This is a genomic window from Vasconcelosia minhoensis LEGE 07310, from assembly GCF_015207255.1.
Taxonomy (GTDB): Bacteria; Cyanobacteriota; Cyanobacteriia; order Phormidesmidales; family Phormidesmidaceae; genus Vasconcelosia; species Vasconcelosia minhoensis.
In genome coordinates this window covers 1-22,300 of record NZ_JADEXG010000016.1, presented here as the reverse complement: position 1 = coordinate 22,300, position 22,300 = coordinate 1, and the positions used below count along the sequence as shown (strand labels likewise).

Genomic DNA, 22,300 nt, shown 5'->3' with positions numbered 1-22,300 from the left:
AAAGGACGTTCAGGGTCCTCTATTCACCATGTTTTGGAAGACCTTTGGAGGATGTGTAAATGAAACACCCATTGCAGCTCTTAGCCGCTGTCACAGTGTCCGGGCTTGCAACCCTGATGGCTACACCGGCCCAGGCCGCTTCGCTGAATTTTTCCCTATCTCCCTTCACCGGAGACAATGCCAAAGTCGATGTCTGGCTTCTAGAAAATGGCAGCAATATCGATGTCAAAGTTGATGTTGATAGGAGCGTCGCGCTGGCCGACCTGCAGGGTATCTTTTTTAACGTCGCTAATGAGTCCATCCTGCCGTCTCTGGGTCTGGTTAACAAAGGTGCCGGTGTTGGGGAATCCAAGTTTTTAGCCAACAGCGTTGACACAGTTGGTAAAAACGTAAGGCTCGTAGGGGGCGATTCAAATCAGAATCCCTGCTCTCCGACCGGCGGCTGCGACGGTGGGATTGAAATCGGGACTAAAGGCATTGGCAAAGACGATATTCAATCTACGTCCTGGACCTTTACCCGCAGAGACGGTCAGGCCCTGACGCTTAAGGACTTTGCGGGCATGAGTTGGGGCATTCGGGCCACCAGCGTCGGCACTGGAAATAATCGCGAAGGCAGCACTAAGCTAGCTGGCGTTGTTGGTACCCTGCTCGACCCCCAGGAGCCGTCGGCTGATGTTCCTGAACCGGCCGTGCTAATGGCCCTGGGCCTGTTCGCAGTCGGGGCGGGCTACACAATCAAGCGAAAATCTGAGGGAGCGGCTGTTCCGCAAACGATCTAGGCAAGCCGTTACGCTCAAAGTTCTCCTCGGGCAGTCAGTATCCGTACTGGCTGCTTTTTTTATTCGTCTACGTAGACGACTTTCCCCGTCTGGGCTGCTTCACCAAAGTCCGCTTGCCAAACCAGCTGGAGGTCTTTGACCGCTTGGGTCGGGTCATAGCGATCGCCCAGCGACCAATCTGTTTTTGTTTCAGGTACAAGGCTGGCAGCGGCCAGCTGATGGCGATCGCTCACTGCTTTTTTAGGCTGACAATTGCCAGCAGCACCGGAGCCAGTCCGAAGAGGAGCCATTTTTGCGATCGCATTGTCCTGCAGAAACTTTTCTACAGTTACTCATTATGGAACCCTGGCCCATAATCCGCAGGTCAGAGCATCACTCGATTATTTGGGGATTCTGAATAAGCTGGTTGGTGAGCTTGACCCAGTCGGTGACGCTGAGGTTTTCGGCTCGGGCCTGGGGGTTTTGGCCGAGGGCTGAGAGAATTTGCATCAGCTGCTCGCGGTCTACTAGGGGTTGGAGGGTGTTGCGCAGCATTTTGCGCTTTTGGCCGAAGCCGAGCTTGAGCAGCTGATCGAGCCGGGCGGGGTCTTGCACCGGTAGAGGAAAGGGGCGAGGGCGCAGCCGCACCACTGCGGATTCGACTCGGGGCGGTGGGTAGAAGGCTTTGGCTGGGACGGCGCAGATGACTTCGCAGTCGGCCTGGTACTGTAGCCGCACGGTTAGCGCGCCGCAGGCTTTGGTGCCGGGCCGGGCGCAGAGGCGGTCAGCAATTTCTTTTTGCACCAGCAAAACGATACTGTCAAAGGCTGGGTAGCGCGGCTGTTTAATCGTACCCAGCAGCTTTTCTAAAATGGGGCCGGTGATGTAGTAAGGGATATTGGCGACGACTTTATTAAGCGGCTGAAAGCTAGGAAAATCGGCCAGAGCGGCGGCCAGGTCGAGGTCTAAAAAGTCGGCCTGGATCAAGTGAAACAGGGGACCCGCAAAGCGATTTTCCAGCGTTTGACAGAGCTGGGGGTCGATCTCGACGGCGACGACGGCTGCTGCGGCAGACAGCAGCCGCTGGGTAAGGACGCCCTGGCCAGGACCAATTTCTAAAACGCGATCGCGCCCATCCAGCTCAGCGGCTTGCACAATCTGAGCCAGCACTGGCTCGCTGCGTAGCCAGTGCTGGCCTAGCCGTTTGCGGGGACGAGGGGTCATTTAGCAACCTGCCAAACGGCTAAGACACCGTTCGCCGACCGGGTAGGTGAAACGGGTTGAAGTCGGTCTGGGTGTCGTAGTAGTCTTCTTGCTCCTGCTGCTTCAGCCAGCCCGTAAGCCAGTAGGTAAAGGGCGTGAACAAAATTTCGACGCCGCACTTAAAGAGATAGTTCGAAATCACCAGAACGGCGATGAGCTCGGCGGGGAAAATGCCCCAGAAGGCAATCAGGATAAACAATGCCGTATCTAGCACCTGGCCGACTAGGGTGGAGCTAATCGTCCGCAGCCAGAGCCAGCGCCCCCGGGTGGCAATTTTCAGCTTGGCTAAAATCAGCGAGTTAGAAAATTCGCCAGCAAAGTAGGCAATCAGGCTGGCCAGCACAATTCGCGGCGTCAGCCCCAAAATCTTCTCATAGGCCTCTTGATTGGGCCAGTCGCTCGCCGCCGGCAGTGCCCCGACCAGCATAAAGGTAGCTGACATCAGCAGCGCTGCCGCAAACCCCATCCAGATCACCCGGCGCGATCGCCCATAGCCATAGACCTCGGTCAAAATGTCGCCGAAGATGTAGCTGAGAGGAAACAGCAGCGTCCCCCCGTCGAAGGTGAAGAAGCCAAAATCGACAATTTTAGTCGAGGCGACGTTGGAGATCAGCAGGACGGTGACAAAGAGGACGGTAATCGCGTCGAGGTGCTTAAAGGCTCGCATGGGCAGCTGAAGCGTTATTCTGAAGGAACGGTTTTATTCTAGCTGTCAACCTGCTATGGCTCCGCCCGAATCCGCCGATCCGGCCCTGACTGAGGCCCTGCCCACCACGCCCCTGCGCTGCTTTACCGGCAGCCTGGTGGCTGGCAGTCTGGCGATCCTGGCCTATCGGCTCACCCTGTCGGTAGCCTCAACCTTTGCGAATAAGCCGGTGACGTCGGACAATCCTACGGTGGTTAACCTATCGGCTGCAGTGAGGACTTTGGTGACGGGCATCGTGGCCCTGGGGGCGGGCGTTTTCGGCATCGCCGCCCTGGGGCTGTTTGCCTTGGGCTTGCAGCTGGTGATTAAAAAGCTGCTGGATCGGCAGTCTGCCGACTCTGAAAGCTAGCCGGCCCCAGGCAGCAGGCACAGGACCTCAGCCCGGGCAAATTCCGCCAGAAATTACGGTATCCTGACGAAAACTCAGGAAAATACCCGCAAGCCAAGTTTTCTGTAAAACCGCGCGGAAAGCGGTTATAGTACCTGCGTTTCGGCTTGCTTTTTGGGGCGCACAGTGATGGGAAAGATTTTTATCTCAGCCGGCCATGGCGGTTTTGAGAATGGTGTCAGAGATACGGGCGCTACGGTGCAGGGGACGACAGAAGCTCAGGAGATGATCAAGGTGCGTGATTTGGTGGTGCCAGAGCTGCGATCGCGCGGCTTTGAAGTCCTCTCAGTGCCCGACGACCTCAGCCTGGCCCAGAGTATTGCCTGGATCAACGGTCGAGCCCGCACCGATGACGTCGCCCTAGAAATTCACAGCAGCGAATTTGGCAACTCAGCCGCGCGAGGCGCGAGCGTCTACTACATCACCAATAATGACGCCCGCCGTACCCATGCCGAGCTGCTGCTGCTGGCCCTGCTGCGCCGAGTGCCGCAGCTGCCCAACCGGGGCGTCAAGCCCGACACGGCGGCGGGCGTAGGGCGGCTGGCCTTTTGCCGACAGGTGGCGCCGCCCTCGCTGCTAATCGAGCTGGGCTACCTGACTAATCCCGACGACCTGAAGCTGCTGCAGGGCCGCCGCCGCGAAGTTGCCCTGGGGCTGGCCGACGGTCTGGCTGCCTGGAGCCGGGCCGTGTCGGGCCAGTCGCCTACCGCCCCAGGCTCGCAGTCCGACCTGCCCGAGGTCAGCATCAGCATTAACGGCGGCGCCTATGACGAAAAGGCCATCATCGTCCAGAACAATGCCTATGTGCCGATTGACCTGGCCGACCGGCTGGGGGTTGATCTCACCGAACAGCCCAACATTCGCCGTATCCGCTATCGCAACGTGGTCTATATCAAAGCGATTGACCTGCGAGACTTCAATGTGTCGGTGGGGTGGGATAGTACCACCCGAACGGTGCTGCTGCGATCGCTCTCAAAGCTGCGCATCTGCCCCGGCCTAATGGATCGGATTATGGGGCCGGGCAACACCTCCGAGGTGCAGCTGATTATGTTCCTGAAATCCAATCATGAAGGCGCCCTACAGCTCTTTCCCGAAATTGCCAAGCTCTACCGGGATGAAGGTGCGATCGAGGGTGTAGACCACGATATTGCCTTCTGCCAGATGTGTGTTGAGACAGGGTTTCTCCGCTTTGGCGGCGACATCAAGGCGACGCAGAATAACTTTGCCGGGATCGGTGCGGTCGGTGGCGGTTCGGCAGGGGCCTCATTTCCCAGCGCTCGGATTGGCGTTCGCGCGCACATCCAGCACCTCAAAGCCTATGCCAGCATCGAGCCCCTGGTGCAGGAGCTGGTCGATCCGCGATTTAACTTTGTCACCCGGGGTGTCGCTCCCCTAGTCGGACAGCTGAGCGGGCGCTGGGCTGCCGACCCCCAATATGGTCAGAAGATTCTAGCCACCCTGCGTCGGCTCTATGAGTCGGCCAGCATTCTGTAACCCAGCTCAAACCAAACTTGAAACTGGCCCTAAATGTCTAGAAATCGCTTCAACTTTTGTCATTTTTTAGGGTAGTCTTTGACAGTTCAACCTGCTGCTGTACAGTCCCTGCCTGAGCCTATGACTGCTGTTTTAAAGTTTCAGAAACACTGGCTGCTTGAGTATCGCTACCCATGGCGCTGGGGATGGCGCTGGCTCGGCTCGCTGACGGTTTGGCTGCTGCTGGTGCTGCCAGCTCAGGCGGCGCTAGAGCTGCGCGTCGCGGTTGTCCAGGAACTGGAGCAAATCGACATTGGCAGCTCCACGCCTGGGATCATTCGCGACGGCACCGGACAGGCCATTTATCAGCTGCCCGGCCTTCAGAGCATTACGGTGACCGCAGACGATGGAGAGCTAGCGCTGACCGCCCGCGAGGATGAGGCCGGTGCAGATGAGCTGGCCGAGTCCAGTGCCTTTTGGCTAGAGCCGGAGACTGACGGCCTGGTCTGGATTGGCGGCAAATGGTATCGGGGCCGGGTGCGGGTGGTGCCGACGGCGGACGGTCTGACGGCAATTAACTATGTCGATCTTGAACGCTATCTCTACAGCGTGGTCGGCAGTGAAATGCTCACCAGCTGGCCCCAGGCGGCCCTCCAGGCGCAGGCGGTTGCGGCTCGTTCCTATGCCCTTTATAAGCAGCAGCGGGCTAAGAATCCGCTCTATGACCTGGGCGGCACCGATGCCTACCAGGTCTATGGCGGCGTTGCCCAGGAGGCCCCGTCAACGGTGGCGGCGGTCGATGCGACAGCGGGGCAGGTGCTGACCTACAGCGGCCAAATTATTGAAGCGGTTTTTCATTCTTCGTCAGGGGGCCACACGGAGAACGCGGGTGAAATCTGGAGCAGCGATGTGCCCTACCTAAGGGGAGTCCCAGACTACGACCAAGGTGCGCCTGTGTTTCAGTGGCTGGAGTCCTTTTCGCGAGCAGACTTTAGCACGCGAATCGGCGATATTGGTCTGGTGACCGAGCTGGGTGACCCCCGCCGCACCAGCTGGGGCCGGATTGTATCGATGGAGATTGAGGGCGAGGATGGCGCAGTCACCCTGCGCGGTAGCGAACTGCGGCAAAAGCTCGGCCTGCGCAGCACCCGGTTCAGTTTGGAATATCATCCCGAGTCCGACCTCATTACCGCCACCGGCGGCGGCTATGGCCATGGTATTGGCCTCAGCCAGTGGGGGGCTCGCGGCCTAGCCGACCAGGGCTGGAGCTATGACCAGATTCTGCGGCACTACTACCAGCAGACTGAGCTAGCCCGGTTTCAGGTGCAGTAGCCGCTGTGATGTCGCCCTGCTTCGGCGGTTGGGAAGCCTAGAACCGGGATAACGCGATCGCCAAACACCATGGGTGCAATTCATTTTAAATTTGCCAAGACATGCCGCAAATTTCTCTCGCCGCGGCTGAACAGCCAAACTGCTGTCTGGCTAGGGCTGGCGCTGGTCTCGATACTGACCGTTTTTGCCCAAGTTACCGTACGCCAGGCCCGGTTTTGGGTAAACCATACCTTTGAGGTGCTGGAGACGATACAGCAAATCGAGTTCAGCTTGCTCAGCAGCCAGACCCAGTTCCAGATTTTCTTGACCGACCAGGACTCAGAAGCGCTGACTAGATACCTTCAGCACATCGACGCCGCGACCGTGCAGGTCGATCTGCTCCAGCGGCAAACCGTCGATAATCGCAGCCAGCAGCAGCGCATAAACGACCTCAAAACCAGCCTAGAGCGGCACCTGGCGCAAAAGCAGGCGCTGATTCGCGCAGTCCAGAACAATCCGGCTACGGTAGCGACCGAACAGCAGGTGCTTTTATTCAGTGATGAGGTCCAAAGGCGGCTCGGGGCGATTCTGCAGGAGGAAAAAAGGCTGCTGCAGCTACGCCGCGACCATGCCAATCGACAGGGGACCATGGCGTCTGGCATTATTTTTGCCGGGTTGGGCATTGTCATTCTATTTTCCTGGCGCACCGACCGGCACCAGCAAAAACAAAGGCAGGTCCTGCTCCAGCTCAACTAGCAGCTGCAAACCATCGAGCTGGAGCAGGACCTGAGCAGCCATCTGCTGACCTGCCGCACCTCCGACGAAGCCTACGAATTTTGCAGTCCTTTCTGACCTTTCTGCTGCCGGGCAGTGCCAGTGTCCTCTACGAAATCAACAGTTCCCGCGACCAGATGGCGCCGACCGTCCAGGTAGGGGACCTGAACGCCAGAGGAAACTGTTCGCCAAGGGAATGCTGGGCGCTGCGCCGGGGCGAGGCGCAGGCGCAGCGCCTTTCGGCTGCCCTGTCGGCTCTGCCAGCAGCTCCATCCCCAGGGCGTGCCAACCGAGATGATGTGTCTACGCCTACAGGCCCACGAGCAGACGATTGGGGTCATTCACCTCACCCGGGTGCCGCTGGCCCAGCGGGCGACAATTTCGGCCCTGGCCCCGCAGATTGCGCTGCCGCTGGCGGTGCTGCACCTACAGTCAGAGCTCGAGTATCTCAGCTTTCACGATGCCAATACCGGCATCTATAACCGGCGCTTTTTAGATGAAATGCTAGAACGCGCGATCGCGAGTGCCGAGCGCAAAAATCATCAGCTGCCGGAAGGCGAACCGCCCGCTACGGTAGGCGTAATTTTTATGGATGTCGATCACTTCAAGCAGTTCAACAGCGAGTTTGGTCACGAGGCCGGCGATACCGTACTGCGCACCCTGGGCAGCCTGCTGACCGATATCACCCGAGCCGGCGAAGATGTGGCTGCCGCTACGGCGGCGAAGAATTTGTGCTGATTATGCCGGGTGCGCCCAAGCAGATTACCTACCGCAAGGCCGAAACCATTCGTCAAAAGATTCAGCATCTTCCGGCCCCGGGCGGCAAATGCATTACAATTTCTCTGGGTGTGGCCTCCTACCCCGAAGCCGGGACAACCGCCGACGAGGTGCTAAAAGCCGCGAATGTGGCTTTGTTCCAGGCCAAGGCAGCAGGCCGCAACTGTACGGTGCTCAGCAGCCAAGAGTAGCGTCAGCCGCTATCCTACCGTCTCACCCGCACCTAGTCCTGATTTTCCTCTGCCTCAGGCGCCTTCAGCTTCGGCGTCACCTTCAAATCAGGCAGGCCCTCCAGCCTTTCGCTCGCCGGTTTGCCTGACTGCTGGGGCACGATTACCGTCAGCCCCTGGGGAATGCACTTAATTTCAACCGGCGTTTCGCCAATCAGCTCGCCGTCAAGCACAATCGGCTGGGGCGGTTCGGTCCGAATCGTAATCGACCGGCTTTGCAGATAGCCAATGTCGCGATGGGAAGCCGCATCGCCGTTGAGGGCAGAGCGAAACAGGTCATAGGCGCTCGCGATCGCGTTGGTCATGCCCTCAGCTGAGACGATGGTGACATCGAGCAAACCGTCATCGGCGACGACCTGGGCCGGTCCCTGGGCCAAAATAGAGCTGGGCGGCGCGGCATTGGCCACCGTAATGGCAACGGCGGTCACTTCAACTAGATTCTCATCGGTATCGATTTCAGCATGGAATTTCTCCAGATTGCGCAGCTCGCGGACGCCACCTAGGACGTAGGCCAGCAGCCCAAAACGGTCCTTTGACTGGCGATCGGCCAACTTCACCACCTCGGCTTCAAACCCGATACCCGCCAGCAGCAGCATCGGCTTACCGTTGCAGGTGGCTACGTCCACCGTATATTCCATGCCGTCGAGCAGCGTTTCACAGGCCTGGGCCAGCCCCGTCGGAATTTTGAGCGCATTGGCAAAGGCGTTGGCTGTGCCCCGAGGCAGCACCCCAAAAGGAATCCCCGAGCCAATCACCGCGGCGGCCGCCGCGGAGACCGTCCCGTCCCCCCCCGAAGCAATGATCACCTCAGCCCCCTGCTCAATTGCCAGATGCGCCAGCTGGCTGGCGTCTGTATCGGGCTGGGTTTCATGCACGCCGAGGTCGAAGACGGGCTCAAGCTGTGATTTGATGAATGCCAGATCGGTTTCAGCATTGCCCTGACCGGCAGCCGGGTTGAAAATGAGAAAGGCAGAGCGGGTCATAGGGTGCAGATTGGCGCAAGCATAAGGCTGCAATAAAAATTGGGGAAAAGGCTATTCGCCGCTGGCAGAATGAGCGTCGTTGGTTAAGTAATCATTAAACTTCTCTTGATTGTAGTAATACAGCGTGCGAATGGGGTAAGGAATATTGATATCGGCAGCATCGCAGGCCTGCTTGAGCGCAATCATCACCTGCGTGCGAACCCGCCGCACCACCTTCATCTCGGGCTGGGTCCAGTAGCGCACCATCAGGTCAATAGAGCTGTCGCCAAAACCGACGATATCAATCTCGGGTGAGGGCGTCTGGCCCACTTCATCAACCGTCTGAACTGCTTGAAAAAGGACGTCTACCGCCTTGGGCAGGGGCGTATTGTAGTCTACTCCAATCGCCAGGTCAGTACGGCGCTGGGGCCGGGCAGTTAGCACCTGGACCGGACTGGTAAACACGATCGAGTTGGGCATCACCACCTGCTCCCCGGCATAGGTCCGGATCTGGGTCGAGCGCAGGGCAATTTCTTCGACGGTACCTTCAAAGTCGCTAACGATGATCTGATCGCCGATTGAGAACGGCTCTTGCAGCAGCAGCAGCACCCCGGCTAGAAAGTTTTTGAAGATGTCTTGGAAAGCAAAGCCAACGGCGACGGAGCCCAGTCCCAGCAGCGCCACGACGCTGGCTAAGTTAAATCCTGGAAAGGCCAAAATGCAGGCTAGAATGATTCCCACTATCCAGGTTGCGACAAAAGCGGTATGCACCACTAAAGACTGTAGAGATAGGCTATTGAGGGCTCTTTGTCCAACCTTGCGCGCCGCTCTGCGAGCTAGATTCGCAGCAAATCGAGTCAGCAGCAAGATAACCAGTGCCAACACCAGTCCCGGCAAAATCTTAACCGCTTCACCGACCAGATCTAGCAGACTCGCCTGAATTTTCTCGATCAGCGCATTCATAGAGACCTTTACCTCCTAGAGGCTAAACATAACTAAATAGGGTATGGGCTAGCCCATACCCTATTTGACTGATTCCCTAGCTAGCTTACCGCCAAGTGCGATCGCCGTCTTCGTCCGTTCTAGCCTGACGAATCACGTCCGAGATTTCTTCGGCTTCTTCGACGTGGTGCAGCTCTTTTTTCTGGCCGTCTTCGCCCTCTACCTCAAAATAGGTGGGCACTGCGACCCGGTTGCCGGTGGCGTCGTCGTATTCGACCGCGATCTGCTCGTCTTTCTCCTCTTTAGAGTCGGTCGGGTCAATCTGGTCGCCAGGATTAACCGTATCGGTCGGCTTCTCCTGCGGTTTAACGTGGTTGACTTTTCGACTGTCAGAATGACGATTGGGCTGTTCCATGGAACCTCCTATAGGCTACTAAGTGATGGATCTAATCGGGCATAAGTAAAATGGGCTGAAGCTTTTCCAACTGAGCATTCAGACTAAGCTGATTCCCACATTTCGCGAATTTCTCCCGGCAAAAATCCGGCGATTTTGGTAATTCTGTCTTGAGAAAGCTCTTCTTTGGTCGCTGAGAACACGGCAGTAATCACCGTTTTAGGTCCGGTATCTTTAGGCAGGCCGGCCTCTTGCTGGACGCGAAAAATGAAGGTATCGGCGTCGAACTTGAGCGGCGGGCGGACATTGCTCAAGAAGCGAACCAGCGGATTGGTATCGCGCCAGAGCTCGGCTACCTCGTTTTGCAGGGTCTTTTCATCGGTGCTGGGCAGCGACTCCTCATGCAGCTCGCTTTCGACCTGCTTAGAGGCTTCGGTCGTCATCAGGTCGCGCATGGTCCGGAAGATCACTTCGCTGATGTCTCTGGCATCAAAAACGTCGGCAATGTGGCCCTTGAGCATGACCTTTTCGAGGAAGGACATATTCTCAGACGAGATCGGCGTACTGGGGCCGCTGCGCATAGTATCAGGCATCTTCTCATTCATTTTTGCTAGCAGTTGGGAGCCCCGATCGGTCAGCTGAGCCGACTGGATTGTCACCATCGCCGGAGCCGGATTGGGCCCCTTGGCCGCGTAGGCATCACCGCTGAATTCAGCTTCTACATAGCCTTTCTGGTTGAGATAGTCTAGGTGGGCCATCACCTCGGTGGGACTGGTTTCACGACCGGCAAAGTCATCTAGCGTAAGGGTCTGGGCTGAGTCGGGCTGAGCTTTGCCCTCATCTAATTTTTTAAGCAGGATATAAGCGATATCTTCCTTAAGTTCGATAGTCATATCGGCTTTACCACCCCTATGGATGGCTGTAAACGGTAGTTTTCTCTCAGTAGAGATTCTGACATAGCGGCTCACGCTGGAGAAGTCGCTCAGCAAAAAGCTCCAAAGGCTTCATTTGCACAGCGCTGCGGCAGCAGTGGCCAAGCGTTAAAAAATGAGTTTTGACCGATATCTATTAGAGCGTATCGGCGGCGATGGATGCATCGTTCTGTAGACGGAATTGCTCACCGCTGCTTGAGTCGCTCGACTCAGGCCTTAAGAGCTCAGGTCTAGGTCTGCATTTGGCTCAGCCAACTTCAGCCGACTCCGCTTAATTTTAGGAATCGCCTCAGGGTTGCGCACTAAGGGCGTGTCTTCCAGACTGGCGATGATGCCAGTCCGTCCGGTCGTTAGAGACGCATCGCTCAAAACCTCGGTCACGCTAACCTGGCTCACCGCTTCTACAGTTGCCCCAACTAGCGGCTTCATGATCTGGCTGAGCTGGTGACGCACCTGCCTAGCTAAGTCAGCCTGGCCCGCCTGATTGAGGCGCTGCTCGAGCGGCGTAATTGAGCTTTCTAAGACGATGACTAGCTGGGTGCCGAAAAACTGGCAAGTCACCTTACTAGGCTGGTGCCCCAGCTGGTCGCGATAAAGGGCCTGAATTTTCTGCGACAGCGTTCGCTCGAGCTGTCCGGCGGTCGGGTAGTCTGGCGGTGAATTATCTAAAGAGGTCATTGCGGAAGTCATGTCTATATGTGGCTGGCCCCGATTGAGACTTAAGCACTGACGGCCATCAAGCGGGAAGATACGTCGCCAAGCGAGCGATCTCAGCCGTCAGACCTGACGGGCCTTTTTAGTCCACTCGCAGCCGAACCGAACCGGATAAGCTAAATGCATCCAGCAATCATGGCATTTGGCTGCTAACGGCTCATCACTCCCTGGGCGGAACCCACGGTTCGACCAGGGCGCATATCTGCCCGTTGCTAGCGAGGGACGGGTGGCGTTCGGCGCTCACTGGGCAGTGAAGTTTCTGCCTATTGACTGATTTTTGAGGCCGTCACTCGTGGCAAGATCCGCCGCGAGATTGATTTGAGGTGGGGAAGGAGCGCGGTATATCTGAAGTCAAGTTCTAAACCATTTAGGAATCAACCCCATGAAATTTCTTTATATTTCTTTGCGAGCTACAGTCGCTTTTAGCCGAACCGTCTTTCGGGCAACCTGCCTCAGTCTGGTTGCGCTGATTATGGGATTGGGTATCCTGTCTGCCCCCGCGATAGCCGCAGACAACGCCACCGACGTGATTCAATCCCGGGCTGAGGCCGAGTTTGACCGCATGACTAGCGCCGGGGCGGCCGATCAGATCAAAGGTCAAATGCAGGAGAGCGCCGGGGCGGCCAAACGGACTATGAGCGACGCCGTCGATGATAAGTCAGGTCAGCTAGAGGGCGCGGCCGACCAGGCTAAAGGTAAACTGCGCCAGGGAGCCGGCAACGTTAAAGAGGCCGCAGATAAGGCAGGCGATCGGACTGAGAATGCGGTAGAAAACTTCACTGACTCCGTCAAAGATTTCTTCGGTCAGTAGATTCGGTCCATCGGCCTCAGCCGGTAGAATATAGGCGCTGTTAATCCTGCAATCGCCGGTCGGCAATTCAGGAGGAGAGGACATATGGATACCAAACAAGCGCGTGAGCAAAAAATCAGGGCTCAGCTCGACCAGCTCGATGCTCGCTTTGCAGAACTCAAGGCCAAGGCGGCTGAGGCTACCGCTGAGACCCAAACTCAATATGATCAGCAGCTCAAAATGCTGGACCAAAAGCGAGATGCCATCCAGCAAAATTTACAAGACTTCAAAAGCGCTAGCGACGACGCCTGGCAAGATATTATGGGTGGCCTAGATACTGCCGTCAGCGAACTGAAAAGCGCTTTTGACAGTGCGGCGGCCCGATTCAAATAGCGGCTTGATGCCCGAGCGATCGCGCTAGCCGTTGTGTTCTTTCAACTCTATGTATTGGAGAAAACCTATGACCCCTTTAAACCTATCTATTTCTAACCTCTGGAAAAACCTTCGAGTATTGGCGATCGCGTTTACCTTTGTGCTGCTATTCTTTGTCAGTGCGGCGCCAGCGCTGGCGATTGGTAGCGCTCCCAGCCACCCCGCCAGTGGCGAAGAGCCCCTCGAGGGAGTCTTCAAGGAATCCCAGGAATCGGTCAAGGGCGGCCCTCGAAAGATGGGCGAAGTCCAGAAAAAAGCCAACGAGGGCCTGAACGAAGTCCAGGGTAAAGCCAACGTTGAAAGTATGAATCGTCCGGAGAATTCCTCCGCTGAGGCCGTCTCAGAACAGGTTCAGGAAGCACTGGAATCGGTCACCGGCAAACGCTAACCCTGAGCCCGAATCGGTTCTTCTAAATTCAGTTCTAGCAATGGGCAGCTCCAGTCGAGCTGCTCATTTTATTTATTTTATTAAGGAGAAGCTTATAAGGAGAAGCGTTTAGGCCGGGGCGCTCATAAAATCCGACCTGAGGCGGCGCGCTTTTGGAATTGGCCCTGGCCGGATTTCCCCAGCCAGCGATCGCCGTCTACAATTAGCTCGCCGCGGCTGAACACCTTAGCGACTTTACCGACGATCTGGCGCCCTTCAAACAGGCTGTAGTCCACCTGCGAATGATGGGCCGCAGCGCTGAGAGTATGCCGCTGCTCCGGGTCAAACAGCACGATATCGGCGTCGCTGCCGACGGCAATCGTGCCCTTACGGGGAAACAGGCCAAACATCTTGGCCGGGGCGGTGGCCGTCAGCTGGACAAAGCGGTTGAGCGAAATTTTGCCGGGCCGGACGCCGCCGTCATAGAGCAGCATCAGCCGCAGTTCCACCCCGGGCGCACCGTTGGGAATTTGAGCGAAGCTGTCAGCCCCGAGCTGCTTAGAATATTTCAGGCCGAGGGGCTGCTCATTAAAGCAAAAGGGGCAGTGGTCGGTGGCGATAATTTGCAGGTCGTCAAACCGCAGACCGCGCCAGAGATGATGCTGGCAGTCGGCCGGCCGCAGCGGCGGCGTCATCACATATTTAGCCCCCTCAAAGCCGGGCCGGTCATATTCCTGCTCGTCTAAAAACAGGTAGTGGGGGCAGGTTTCAGCAAAGGCGGGAATGCCGCGATCGCGTGCCTGTACCACCGTTTCCAACGCTTCCGGGGCTGACAGATGGACGATATAGACCGGCAGCTCGGCCAGCTCGGCCAGCCGGATAGCCCGGTGGGTGGCTTCGGCTTCCATCAGCCGGGGCCGGGTTAGGGCGTGGTACTTCGGCGAGGTGTGTCCCTGGGCCAGCGCTTCTTCAATCAGCACCTGGATGACACCACCGTTTTCAGCATGCAGGTTGACCATGCCGCCGTGCTCGCCGACCTTGTGCATGGTGCGGAAAATATCGGCATCATCCACCATCAGGGTTTCGGGATAGGCCATAAACATCTTAAAGCTGGAGATGCCGTCGGTTTGGATTAGCCCAGGCAGCTCGCTGAGCACGGCGGGGGTGACATCGGTGAGAATCAGGTGAAAGCTGTAGTCGATGCAGACCTGAGGCTCAGCCAAAGCCAGCCGCCGATCGAGGGTTTGTCTAGCGCTGTCACCTTTGTTCTGATAGGCGAAGTCAATCATCGTTGTGGTGCCGCCAAAGGCCGCTGAGCGAGTACCGGTCGCGTAGGTATCACAGTTGACGGCGGGGCCTTGGGGACCTTCCATGTGGGTGTGTACGTCGATACCGCCGGGCAGCACCAGCAGACCAGCGGCATCGTGAATAACGGCGTCAGGGACATCCAGATGACGCGCGATCGCCTCGATCCGGCCGTCCTGAATGAGAATATCGGCCCGGTAGTCGTCCACCGCCGTAACCACCCGTCCGTTCTGAATGAGCACCTGAGACATGGCCCGTTCCCGCTGAGTTCGCATTCCCCTGAGAATAGTGAATTGGGGGGCTTAGCTCAAGCTCAAACTGAACAATTGTCAAACTGGGCCGCTGCTCTATTGAGCAAAAGCTCGACGAGAGAGCTGCTTCAGCTGTTGTCAGAGGATTTGGGGATGACCCATCCCATAGCCCTGGACATAGTCGATACCAATCGCTTTTAGCTTGTCGAAAATCGCCTCATTTTCAACAAATTCGGCAATGGTCTGTATTCCCATTTCCTGCCCGATCTGTTGAATCGCCTGAACCATAGCCGCATCGATTGGGCTGTCTACGATCTGGCGGATGAAGCTACCATCGATTTTGAGGTAGTCAATCGGCAGCGTTTTGAGGTAGGCCAGCGAAGACATGCCGCTGCCAAAATCGTCTAGGGCAAACCGGCAGCCCAGGGCTCTGAGATTGTCGATCAGCTGGACGGCCTGGGAGAGATTTGAAATCGCCGCGGTTTCTGTAATTTCAAAACAGATCAGCCCTGGCGGAATCTGATGTTCTGTAAACTGTTCGGTGAGAAAGCCCATAAATTCATCGTTGATGCTGGCGCCCGAGAGATTGATCGCGTAGAGATAGCTGCTAGGCTGGGTCTGGGAAGCTGCCCAGACGCTTTGATAATGGTCTCTTTGAGTGGCGAATAGGGTTTGAATCACCCAGCGGTCGATCCGATGCATCAGGTGATAGCGCTCGGCGGCTGGGATAAATTCGCTAGGTAAAATAATCTGGCCGCTGGGGTCTCGTAGCCGCAGCAAGACCTCGTAATGCTCGCCGCCTGCGACTGCCGGCGTAACCGCCACTATCGGCTGATAGTAAAGGCAAAACTGATCGGCCTCCAGGGCTTCGACAATCCTCGCTGCCCACCGGACTTCGCCGCGATGCTGGCAGAGGTCGCTATCCTGGGAGCAGTGGAGATGAATGCGATCGCGTCCCTTTTGCTTAGCCGTAAAGCAGGCTGCATCGGCGTCACTCAGCAAGCTGGCAGCGTTCTCCGCCTCAGCTGTCACCGCGGTCATGCCAATACTAACGCTGGCGGCAAACGTTCTTTCCAGCCAGGTAAAGCGATGGGCTTGAAGCTTCGATTTGAGATTTTGGGCAATCTGGGCGGCCTGCTCGGGTGAGCAGTGACGCAATAGGAGACCAAACTCATCTCCCCCCAGCCGAGCTAGGATGTCGCTAGAGCGGATCTGAGCCAGCAGTAAGGTTGCCACGTCCTGCAATAGCTGGTCGCCCGCTATCCGACCGCAGGTGTCATTGACAATTTTGAAATTATCTAAGTCTAAATAGCACAGCGTATGGTTTTGACGCTGATGCTGTGCCCCGAGGACAGCCTGTTCCAAACGGGCTTCAAATTCCTGTCGGTTAATCAGGCCGGTGAGCCCATCGTGGCTGGTCTGCCAGGACAGGCGGCGGGATAGATGACGGGTTTGGCTGGCGTCATAAAAGACCATCACAGCGCCTAAAATCTCGCCATCCTCTGCCTTAATCAGCGCGGTCGAATCCTGAATGGCCAATTCCTGATGATCACGGGAGATCAGTACCGTTTCCGGGTCGAGGGCAGCAGTTTGGCCGGTCTGTAGAGACCTCAGCACTGGATTAGCCACCGGCGCTCGGCTGGTTTCATGCAAAATGTGCAAGACATCGGTAATCCGCCGCTTCTGAGCCGCAACCTGAGACCAGCCGGTCAGCTTCTCGGCGACCGGGTTGAGATATTGAATATGCCCCTGGGCATCGGTTGTGATTACCGCTTCGCCAATGCAGCGGAGCGTCACCTGGGCCAGCTCCTTTTCTCTCATCAGAGCCTGCTCAAGCTGCTTGCGCTGGGTAATATCAAAGGTGACGCCACCAATAAACCGCTGGCCCTGCTGATCGGTGAAAGGAAACTTGACGGTCAGCCAGTCGTGCATCGTGCTGTCTGGCATGGGGACAGACTCAATCAGCTGCTGGGGGTGGTCTTGGGCGAGAACGGTGCGGTCGTTTTCATAAATCTGCTGAGCAATCTCGAGCGGTAGAAGCTCAAAGTCAGTCTTGTGCAGCAGCTCTTTGGGCTCAAGTAGAAACTGAGACTTCCAGGTCTGGTTAGCGTAGACATAGCGCCCGGCTTCATCCTTCATAAAGGCGATTGTCGGGCTGTTGTTCATAAACGCTTCGAACCGCTCTTCGCTCTGGCGCAGGGAAACCTGTGCCTGCTTTTGCTGAATCAGCTGGCCCAGCTGGGGCGAAATGGCGGTAATGGTCTCGATCGCTTGGCGATCTTCGGGCATGGCCGCTGTGCTAAAGAAAACGAGCACGGCTAGGGTGCGATCGCCGTCTACCAGCGGTACCCCCAACGCAGCTCTGACGCCGCAGTCAATTGCCAGCTGGCGTCGGCGGGAAAGACTCTCTGAAACCGCGGAAACATCTTCCTGCCATTCGGGCTGCTGGCTAGCCCAAACCCGACCTGGAATCCCGACATTTAGCGGAAGGGTCAACTGCTGGCTGCGCTCGCCAAACTGAGCCGAGTCAAAGTGAGCTGAAGCCGGACCGGTCAGGTTGGACAAAGCCGTCATCAAAGTGAGAATACCCTGGTTTTGAACGGGCATCCAGGCTTCCCCATACTGCCAGCCCTGAGCCTGAGACACCGCCTCAATCACATTGCCCAAAGCCGTTCCTAAGTCGGCTGCTGCACCAATTCTCAAGACCAACGTCCTCAGCAGCTGGAACTGGGCCGCCTGCGATCGGCACGAAGCCCAGTCGAGCGAGGACATGGCTGGGTCAGCGGTGGGGTTAGCTTGTTGCCCGCGCTGCTGACCTGCCGCCGTGCGGGGTAGAAAGTTAGCGATTCGAGACCAGGCGCTCATAGGCTTTTAGGTGTGTGGGCGACTGATATAGGGACAGACGGCTCAGTCGTAGAAGCTACATCGCTATTTTTGCCCCTATACATATATAAGGGTGCCCAGCGGCGCTGAAAATCGTATCAGCCCCATCGCAATTCTACGGATAGCCCCTGATGCTAAGGATAATCAAGGTTGATCAAAGACGGCCTTAAAATAGAAGGTAGCGATTACATACCGAGAACACCATGAGCACACAGCCAGATCGGGTCTTAATTTTTGACACTACGCTGCGGGACGGCGAACAGTCGCCCGGGGCGACCATGAACGTTGATGAAAAGCTGGCAGTGGCCCGGCAGCTGGCCCGGCTGCGGGTGGATATCATCGAGGCGGGGTTCCCCTTTGCCAGCCCAGGCGACTTTGAGGCAGTGCAGCGGATTGCAGCAGAGGTGGGCACGCCGGAGGGGCCGGTCATCTGCGGCCTGGCCCGGGCCACCCGACCAGATATCGAAGCGGCGGCCCGATCGCTCGCCCCAGCCGCCAAAGGGCGCATCCATACCTTCATTGCCACCTCCGATATTCACCTGCGCTACAAGCTCAAAAAGTCGCGGGATGAGGTACTGGCCATTACCCAGGAAATGGTCGCCCTGGCCAAAAGCTTCGTAGAGGACGTTGAGTTTTCCCCTGAGGATGCGGGCCGGTCGCAGCCCGAATTCCTCTACCAGGTGCTGGAGGCCGCGATCGCGGCCGGTGCGACCACGGTGAATATTCCCGATACGGTTGGCTACCTCACCCCGCGCGAATTTGGCCATTTAATTCACGGCATCCGCGAAAACGTGCCGAATATTGACCAGGCGGTGATCTCCGTCCATGGCCACAATGACCTGGGCCTGGCGGTCGCCAATTTTCTAGCCGCGGTGGAAAACGGCGCTCGGCAGCTGGAATGTACCGTCAACGGCATCGGCGAGCGAGCCGGTAACGCTGCCCTGGAGGAGCTGGTGATGGCGCTGCACGTGCGGCGGCAATACTACAATCCCTTCCTCGGCCGCCCCGCCGAGTCGGAAGCGCCGCTGACCCAGATCAATACGCAGGAAATCTATAAGTCTTCCCGACTGGTCTCTAACCTAACGGGAATGTTGGTGCAGCCCAACAAGGCCATCGTCGGCGCCAATGCCTTTGCCCACGAGTCGGGCATCCACCAGGACGGGGTGCTGAAAAATCGGCTGACCTATGAAATTATGGATGCGCAGCTGATCGGCCTGAACCAAAATCAGATCGTCTTGGGCAAGCTCTCGGGCCGCAATGCCTTTCGCTCGCGACTGAAGGAGCTAGGCTTTGAGCTAAGCGAGCAAGAGCTGAATCGGGCCTTTCTGCGGTTCAAGGAGATTGCCGACAAGAAGAAGGAGATCAGCGATCGCGATCTGGAAGCGATCGTCAACGACGAGACCCTCCAAGTCGCCGAGCACTTTAAGCTAGCCCTGGTGCAGGTCTCCTGCGGCAGCAGTGCCAGTCCTACCGCCACCGTCACGCTGCGCACTCCAGACGGCGAAGAACTGATGGATGCGGCCATCGGTACCGGCCCCGTCGATGCGGTCTACAAAGCGATCAACCGCGTCGTCGATATTCCCAACGACCTGATTGAGTTCTCCGTTCAGTCAGTCACCGCCGGCATTGATGCCATGGGTGAGGTCACTATCCGGCTGCGCCACAAAGACCGCATTTATGCGGGCCATGCCGCCAACACCGATATCGTCGTCGCCTCTGCCGATGCCTATGTGAATGCCCTCAACCGACTCTACAGCGCTCTTCAGCAAGGCCAGTCTCTGCACCCTCAGCGGGCGCAAGCGACCGTCGGTAGCAGCCTTTGATGGATAGGTCTGACGGCCGGCCTTTGGCGGGCCGATTAGGCTAAGGGACTGGCAATTAAATAGCGTACCGGTTCGCCCTCACCCTAAATCCCTCTCCCGGGGGGCTATCCATTACGCAGAAGTATGTAGAAGAGTTGCAGGGCATAGACTTGAGGCAGCGATTGTGCGAGTTTAGCAGAAAGCGTTCCCGTTTTTATCGAGGGTAATTGAGATGCGCGATTGGGTCAGCTAAGAAATCCATCGTTTTTCCTTCGAGGACTTTCGCCACGCCAAGCGGCTGCGAGAGACCTTGCGGGCATTGAGCGAACATCCCAACGATAGCGTGCCGCAAGCGACGCAGCAGGCTTCCAAAAGCCAGAGCATCTATCGCTTTTGGTCCAACCCGCGCATCCAAGCCAGACAAATTTTGGCCAGTCATCGTCCCAGCGTCGTCGCCCGAGTCAATGCCGAGCGCGTTGTGCTGGCGATTCAAGATACGACAGACTTAGACTTTAGCAGTTTGCAGCAGACCAGCGGCTTAGGGTTCATCTGCCAGACCCAGCAGCAGGGCATCAAAGTGCATAGCTGCTTTGCGGTCAGTGGAGACGGTGAGCCGTTAGGCGTGCTGCATCAGCACACTTGGAGCCGAGCGGAACGGGCGGGTAAACGGCAGTCTCGGCGACAAAGGCCGACCGGTGAGAAAGAGAGTCAGCGCTGGCTAGATACGCTGACGGCAGCCGAGCCGGGGGTTGACGATAGCGTTTGTCTGGTGCATGTGGGAGACCGAGAGGCCGATATCTATGACCTGTTTGTCCAACCCCGGCGCGCGCACAGCGAACTGCTGATTCGGGCAGCCCACAATCGGAAAGTCGAGGGTGAACTGGGTTATCTTATCCCCACCCTGGCGCAAGCGCCCATCCAGGGACAGCTGAGCGTTGAAGTCGCCAGGAATCCGCAGCGCCCGGCTCGTCAGGCCACCTTGACCCTGCGGGCGATGACGCTGACCATTGCGGTGCCTCGCAATGGCAAGCAAGCCCCAGCCGCCCAGCCCGTTCAGCTCAATGCGGTGCTCGCAGAAGAAACTCAGCCCCCCGCCGATGGCAGCCAACCGATTCGCTGGATGTTGCTGACCACCCTGCCGGTTGAGACCTTTGAGCAAGCCTGTCAGTGTGTGCGCTGGTACAGTCGGCGCTGGCTAATTGAGCGCTTTCACTTTACGCTCAAAAGCGGCTGCCGGATTGAGCAGCTCCAGCTCGAAACAGCGGAGCGGTTGTGCAATGCCTTGGCGACTTACTCGATTGTGGCTTGGCGTCTGATGTGGCTGACTTACCACGCCAGAGTTGCCCCAGATGACGCTTGTGACGCCATCCTGCAAACCGCCGAATGGCGATTGCTCAGGCGTCGGTTCGAGCCCAAAAACCGTTCCAAAAAGCCGCCTACTATCCGTCAGGCGGTGCGCTGGATTGCCCAACTCGGTGGCTTCTTAGCTCGCAAGGGAGATGGGGAACCGGGCTTGAAGACGCTTTGGCGCGGCTTGGGGGTGCTCCATCATCTGCTCGAAGGCGCGCAACTCGCCGCCAAACGCTAGTCCTGTCCCCATCACAGCGACTTTTGCGTAATGGATAGCCCGGGGGGAGAGGGACTTTGAACCCGGCTCCCTTCTCCCCTCGGGAGAAGGGCTGGGGATGTAGAGCTTGCTCTTCTCGAAGAGTGGGCTCCGGCGCGGATGGCTGGTACGTTATTAACATGCACGTCCCTAACCGGCCCGAGGCCGGGTCAGCTTAGCCGGGTCGCTGGTCTGGCCGCTGAGCCTAAGGACCGGATTTGACAACCGGATTTGACAACTGGGCCTGATAAACTGGCGCTACCGCCCTGAAGCCCGACCTCGGAGCGCACCGCACCGGCTTTGCTCAAGCTGACTGAGCGAATGCAAAATCCTGAGCAGCTGCGGCTGGACCTTGCAGAAGTCTTCTACGGGCTGGGGAGAACTCCGCCGCTTGGGAAAATTCAGTACGGTTTTGGATGCGCTGGGGGATGGCTGTGGCATGGGTGTGGTGTCTAAATTTAGGTACTTATGAGGGCTATTCCTCTTTACAGTCAAAATTGGCCCCGTCCGGAAAAATAACCCCTTGACAAACCCGATCCATGGGTTAAATTCAGGGAAATAATTTAGCCCTCCGCCGATCAGGGACGTCACCCCGCCGATCAGGGACGTCACCCCCGATCGGCGGGCGAGCGACCCGATTGAGCGGGCCGAACACCTGTTCAATAGAGGCTTTCTCCCTTATTGACCTCAGCTGAATCTCAGGCGAAATTGGGCATCATAACAGATTGCTCAACGGTCTCCGGTTTTGCTATTGAGGTATATCTCTCATGCAGGAAAAAAGTGAAAAAGTCGACCTCGATCAGTTCTTCGCTGCTTTTGCCGATACGTCTTTTGATAAACAGAAGCTCAAAAAGACATTATTGATTCCACCCAAACCCAGCAGAGAGCTAGACCTACGGATGCTCCATCAAAAGCGCTGGGTTAGCGACCGCGGCCCCGACTCGGCGGCTTCAGACCAGGCTAGCTCAGGCCGATCGGCACCGCCGTTTGAACCGCTGCCTTCACCCTGGTGCTCAGATCCAGAGCCCGCCTCAGACGTCGAACAGGCCCTAAATCCCGACTTCAGAGATAGCCTTGATGACTTTGACGAAGATTTTGAAGCCGCCGCTCCAGAAGCGTTTGTGCCTGCTCAGCCGCAGCGGCTGGTGATTCCGCCGCGTCCGCCCAAGTCGGACTTGCCGGCCCGCCCCCAACCGGCGTCCAACCTCCCTGTCAGCCCCCCGGTTGGCCGGCCCGCTCC

General features: G+C 57.3%; 21 protein-coding genes and 2 pseudogenes. 12 read left to right on the top strand and 11 right to left on the bottom strand.

All coding sequences use genetic code 11. The annotated features are described in order from the left end of the window. Positions 1–59 precede the first annotated feature (59 nt). Entirely contained in the window at positions 60–779 is a 720-nt protein-coding gene (locus IQ241_RS08735; protein ID WP_193906087.1) for a hypothetical protein, read from the top strand. 59 nt (positions 780–838) lie between these two features. On the opposite strand, the gene IQ241_RS08730 is transcribed toward IQ241_RS08735, so the two are convergent. The 3 genes from IQ241_RS08730 to IQ241_RS08720 all read right to left on the bottom strand — a co-directional run bounded on the left by IQ241_RS08730 (position 839) and on the right by IQ241_RS08720 (position 2,688). Continuing rightward, a complete protein-coding gene (locus tag IQ241_RS08730; protein WP_193906086.1) occupies positions 839–1,069 on the bottom strand; it encodes a hypothetical protein in 231 nt (76 codons plus the stop codon). Between the two features lie 82 nt (positions 1,070–1,151). Then, positions 1,152–1,982: a 16S rRNA (adenine(1518)-N(6)/adenine(1519)-N(6))-dimethyltransferase RsmA gene (gene rsmA, locus IQ241_RS08725; protein ID WP_193906085.1), complete on the bottom strand. Its 831-nt coding sequence runs from the start codon at positions 1,980–1,982 to the stop codon at positions 1,152–1,154. A 19-nt stretch (positions 1,983–2,001) separates the two neighbouring features. Further along, positions 2,002–2,688: a queuosine precursor transporter gene (locus tag IQ241_RS08720; RefSeq protein ID WP_193906083.1), complete on the bottom strand. Its 687-nt coding sequence runs from the start codon at positions 2,686–2,688 to the stop codon at positions 2,002–2,004. 55 nt (positions 2,689–2,743) lie between these two features. Here IQ241_RS08720 and IQ241_RS08715 point away from each other — a divergent pair, with 55 nt between their 5' ends. The 5 genes and pseudogenes from IQ241_RS08715 (at position 2,744) to IQ241_RS08695 (ending at position 7,641) form a co-directional block, all read left to right on the top strand. Further along, complete coding sequence (locus IQ241_RS08715; RefSeq protein ID WP_193906081.1) at positions 2,744–3,076, top strand: DUF3082 domain-containing protein; 333 nt, start codon at positions 2,744–2,746, stop codon at positions 3,074–3,076. A 168-nt stretch (positions 3,077–3,244) separates the two neighbouring features. Further along, the gene (gene tftA, locus IQ241_RS08710; protein ID WP_193906079.1) at positions 3,245–4,609 is read left to right on the top strand and encodes a hormogonium tapered terminus morphoprotein TftA; all 1,365 of its coding nucleotides are present in this window, start codon (positions 3,245–3,247) and stop codon (positions 4,607–4,609) included. Between the two features lie 120 nt (positions 4,610–4,729). Then, positions 4,730–5,920, top strand: coding sequence for a SpoIID/LytB domain-containing protein (locus tag IQ241_RS08705; protein WP_193906077.1), 1,191 nt, complete (start codon positions 4,730–4,732; stop codon positions 5,918–5,920). Positions 5,921–5,989: 69 nt separating this feature from the next. Continuing rightward, positions 5,990–6,655 carry a CHASE3 domain-containing protein gene (locus tag IQ241_RS08700; RefSeq protein WP_193906075.1) on the top strand — a complete coding sequence of 222 codons (666 nt, stop codon included), beginning with the start codon at positions 5,990–5,992 and terminating at the stop codon, positions 6,653–6,655. Between the two features lie 312 nt (positions 6,656–6,967). Further along, positions 6,968–7,641, top strand: a pseudogene (locus IQ241_RS08695) (GGDEF domain-containing protein). Between the two features lie 32 nt (positions 7,642–7,673). Here IQ241_RS08695 and IQ241_RS08685 read toward each other — a convergent pair. From IQ241_RS08685 to IQ241_RS08665, 5 genes are all read right to left on the bottom strand, one after another. After that, entirely contained in the window at positions 7,674–8,663 is a 990-nt protein-coding gene (locus IQ241_RS08685; RefSeq protein WP_193906069.1) for a YegS/Rv2252/BmrU family lipid kinase, read from the bottom strand. A gap of 51 nt (positions 8,664–8,714) precedes the next feature. Then, entirely contained in the window at positions 8,715–9,605 is an 891-nt protein-coding gene (locus tag IQ241_RS08680) for a mechanosensitive ion channel family protein (RefSeq protein WP_193906067.1), read from the bottom strand. A gap of 85 nt (positions 9,606–9,690) precedes the next feature. After that, on the bottom strand, positions 9,691–9,999 hold the full coding sequence (locus IQ241_RS08675; protein ID WP_193906066.1) for a hypothetical protein: 309 nt from the start codon (positions 9,997–9,999) through the stop codon (positions 9,691–9,693). Between the two features lie 83 nt (positions 10,000–10,082). Then, on the bottom strand, positions 10,083–10,871 hold the full coding sequence (locus IQ241_RS08670) for a DUF2267 domain-containing protein (protein WP_193906064.1): 789 nt from the start codon (positions 10,869–10,871) through the stop codon (positions 10,083–10,085). A 255-nt stretch (positions 10,872–11,126) separates the two neighbouring features. Further along, a complete protein-coding gene (locus tag IQ241_RS08665; RefSeq protein WP_228021515.1) occupies positions 11,127–11,600 on the bottom strand; it encodes a DUF2294 domain-containing protein in 474 nt (157 codons plus the stop codon). A 406-nt stretch (positions 11,601–12,006) separates the two neighbouring features. Between IQ241_RS08665 and IQ241_RS08660 the strand changes: the two genes are divergently transcribed. From IQ241_RS08660 to IQ241_RS08650, 3 genes are all read left to right on the top strand, one after another. Continuing rightward, positions 12,007–12,435, top strand: coding sequence for a CsbD family protein (locus IQ241_RS08660; RefSeq protein WP_193906062.1), 429 nt, complete (start codon positions 12,007–12,009; stop codon positions 12,433–12,435). A gap of 84 nt (positions 12,436–12,519) precedes the next feature. Beyond that, positions 12,520–12,807 (top strand): sll1863 family stress response protein, encoded by a 288-nt coding sequence (locus IQ241_RS08655; RefSeq protein ID WP_193906060.1) that lies wholly within the window; start codon positions 12,520–12,522, stop codon positions 12,805–12,807. 67 nt (positions 12,808–12,874) lie between these two features. Next, entirely contained in the window at positions 12,875–13,234 is a 360-nt protein-coding gene (locus tag IQ241_RS08650) for a low temperature-induced protein (RefSeq protein WP_193906058.1), read from the top strand. 122 nt (positions 13,235–13,356) lie between these two features. Here IQ241_RS08650 and hydA read toward each other — a convergent pair whose 3' ends face one another. Then, positions 13,357–14,769, bottom strand: a complete 1,413-nt coding sequence (gene hydA, locus IQ241_RS08645) for a dihydropyrimidinase (RefSeq protein ID WP_193906056.1) — start codon at positions 14,767–14,769, stop codon at positions 13,357–13,359. Between the two features lie 138 nt (positions 14,770–14,907). After that, a complete protein-coding gene (locus tag IQ241_RS08640; RefSeq protein ID WP_193906054.1) occupies positions 14,908–17,634 on the bottom strand; it encodes an EAL domain-containing protein in 2,727 nt (908 codons plus the stop codon). 221 nt (positions 17,635–17,855) lie between these two features. Between IQ241_RS08640 and IQ241_RS08635 the strand changes: the two genes are divergently transcribed. Continuing rightward, the gene (locus IQ241_RS08635; protein WP_193906052.1) at positions 17,856–19,475 is read left to right on the top strand and encodes a 2-isopropylmalate synthase; all 1,620 of its coding nucleotides are present in this window, start codon (positions 17,856–17,858) and stop codon (positions 19,473–19,475) included. Between the two features lie 235 nt (positions 19,476–19,710). Continuing rightward, positions 19,711–21,042 carry an IS4 family transposase gene (locus IQ241_RS08630; RefSeq protein WP_322743609.1) on the top strand — a complete coding sequence of 444 codons (1,332 nt, stop codon included), beginning with the start codon at positions 19,711–19,713 and terminating at the stop codon, positions 21,040–21,042. A 276-nt stretch (positions 21,043–21,318) separates the two neighbouring features. Here IQ241_RS08630 and IQ241_RS08625 read toward each other — a convergent pair whose 3' ends face one another. Then, on the bottom strand, positions 21,319–21,501 hold the full coding sequence (locus IQ241_RS08625) for a hypothetical protein (protein ID WP_193906047.1): 183 nt from the start codon (positions 21,499–21,501) through the stop codon (positions 21,319–21,321). A 326-nt stretch (positions 21,502–21,827) separates the two neighbouring features. Between IQ241_RS08625 and IQ241_RS08620 the strand changes: the two are divergent. After that, positions 21,828–22,300 (top strand): annotated as a pseudogene (locus tag IQ241_RS08620) (hypothetical protein); the annotation flags it as partial.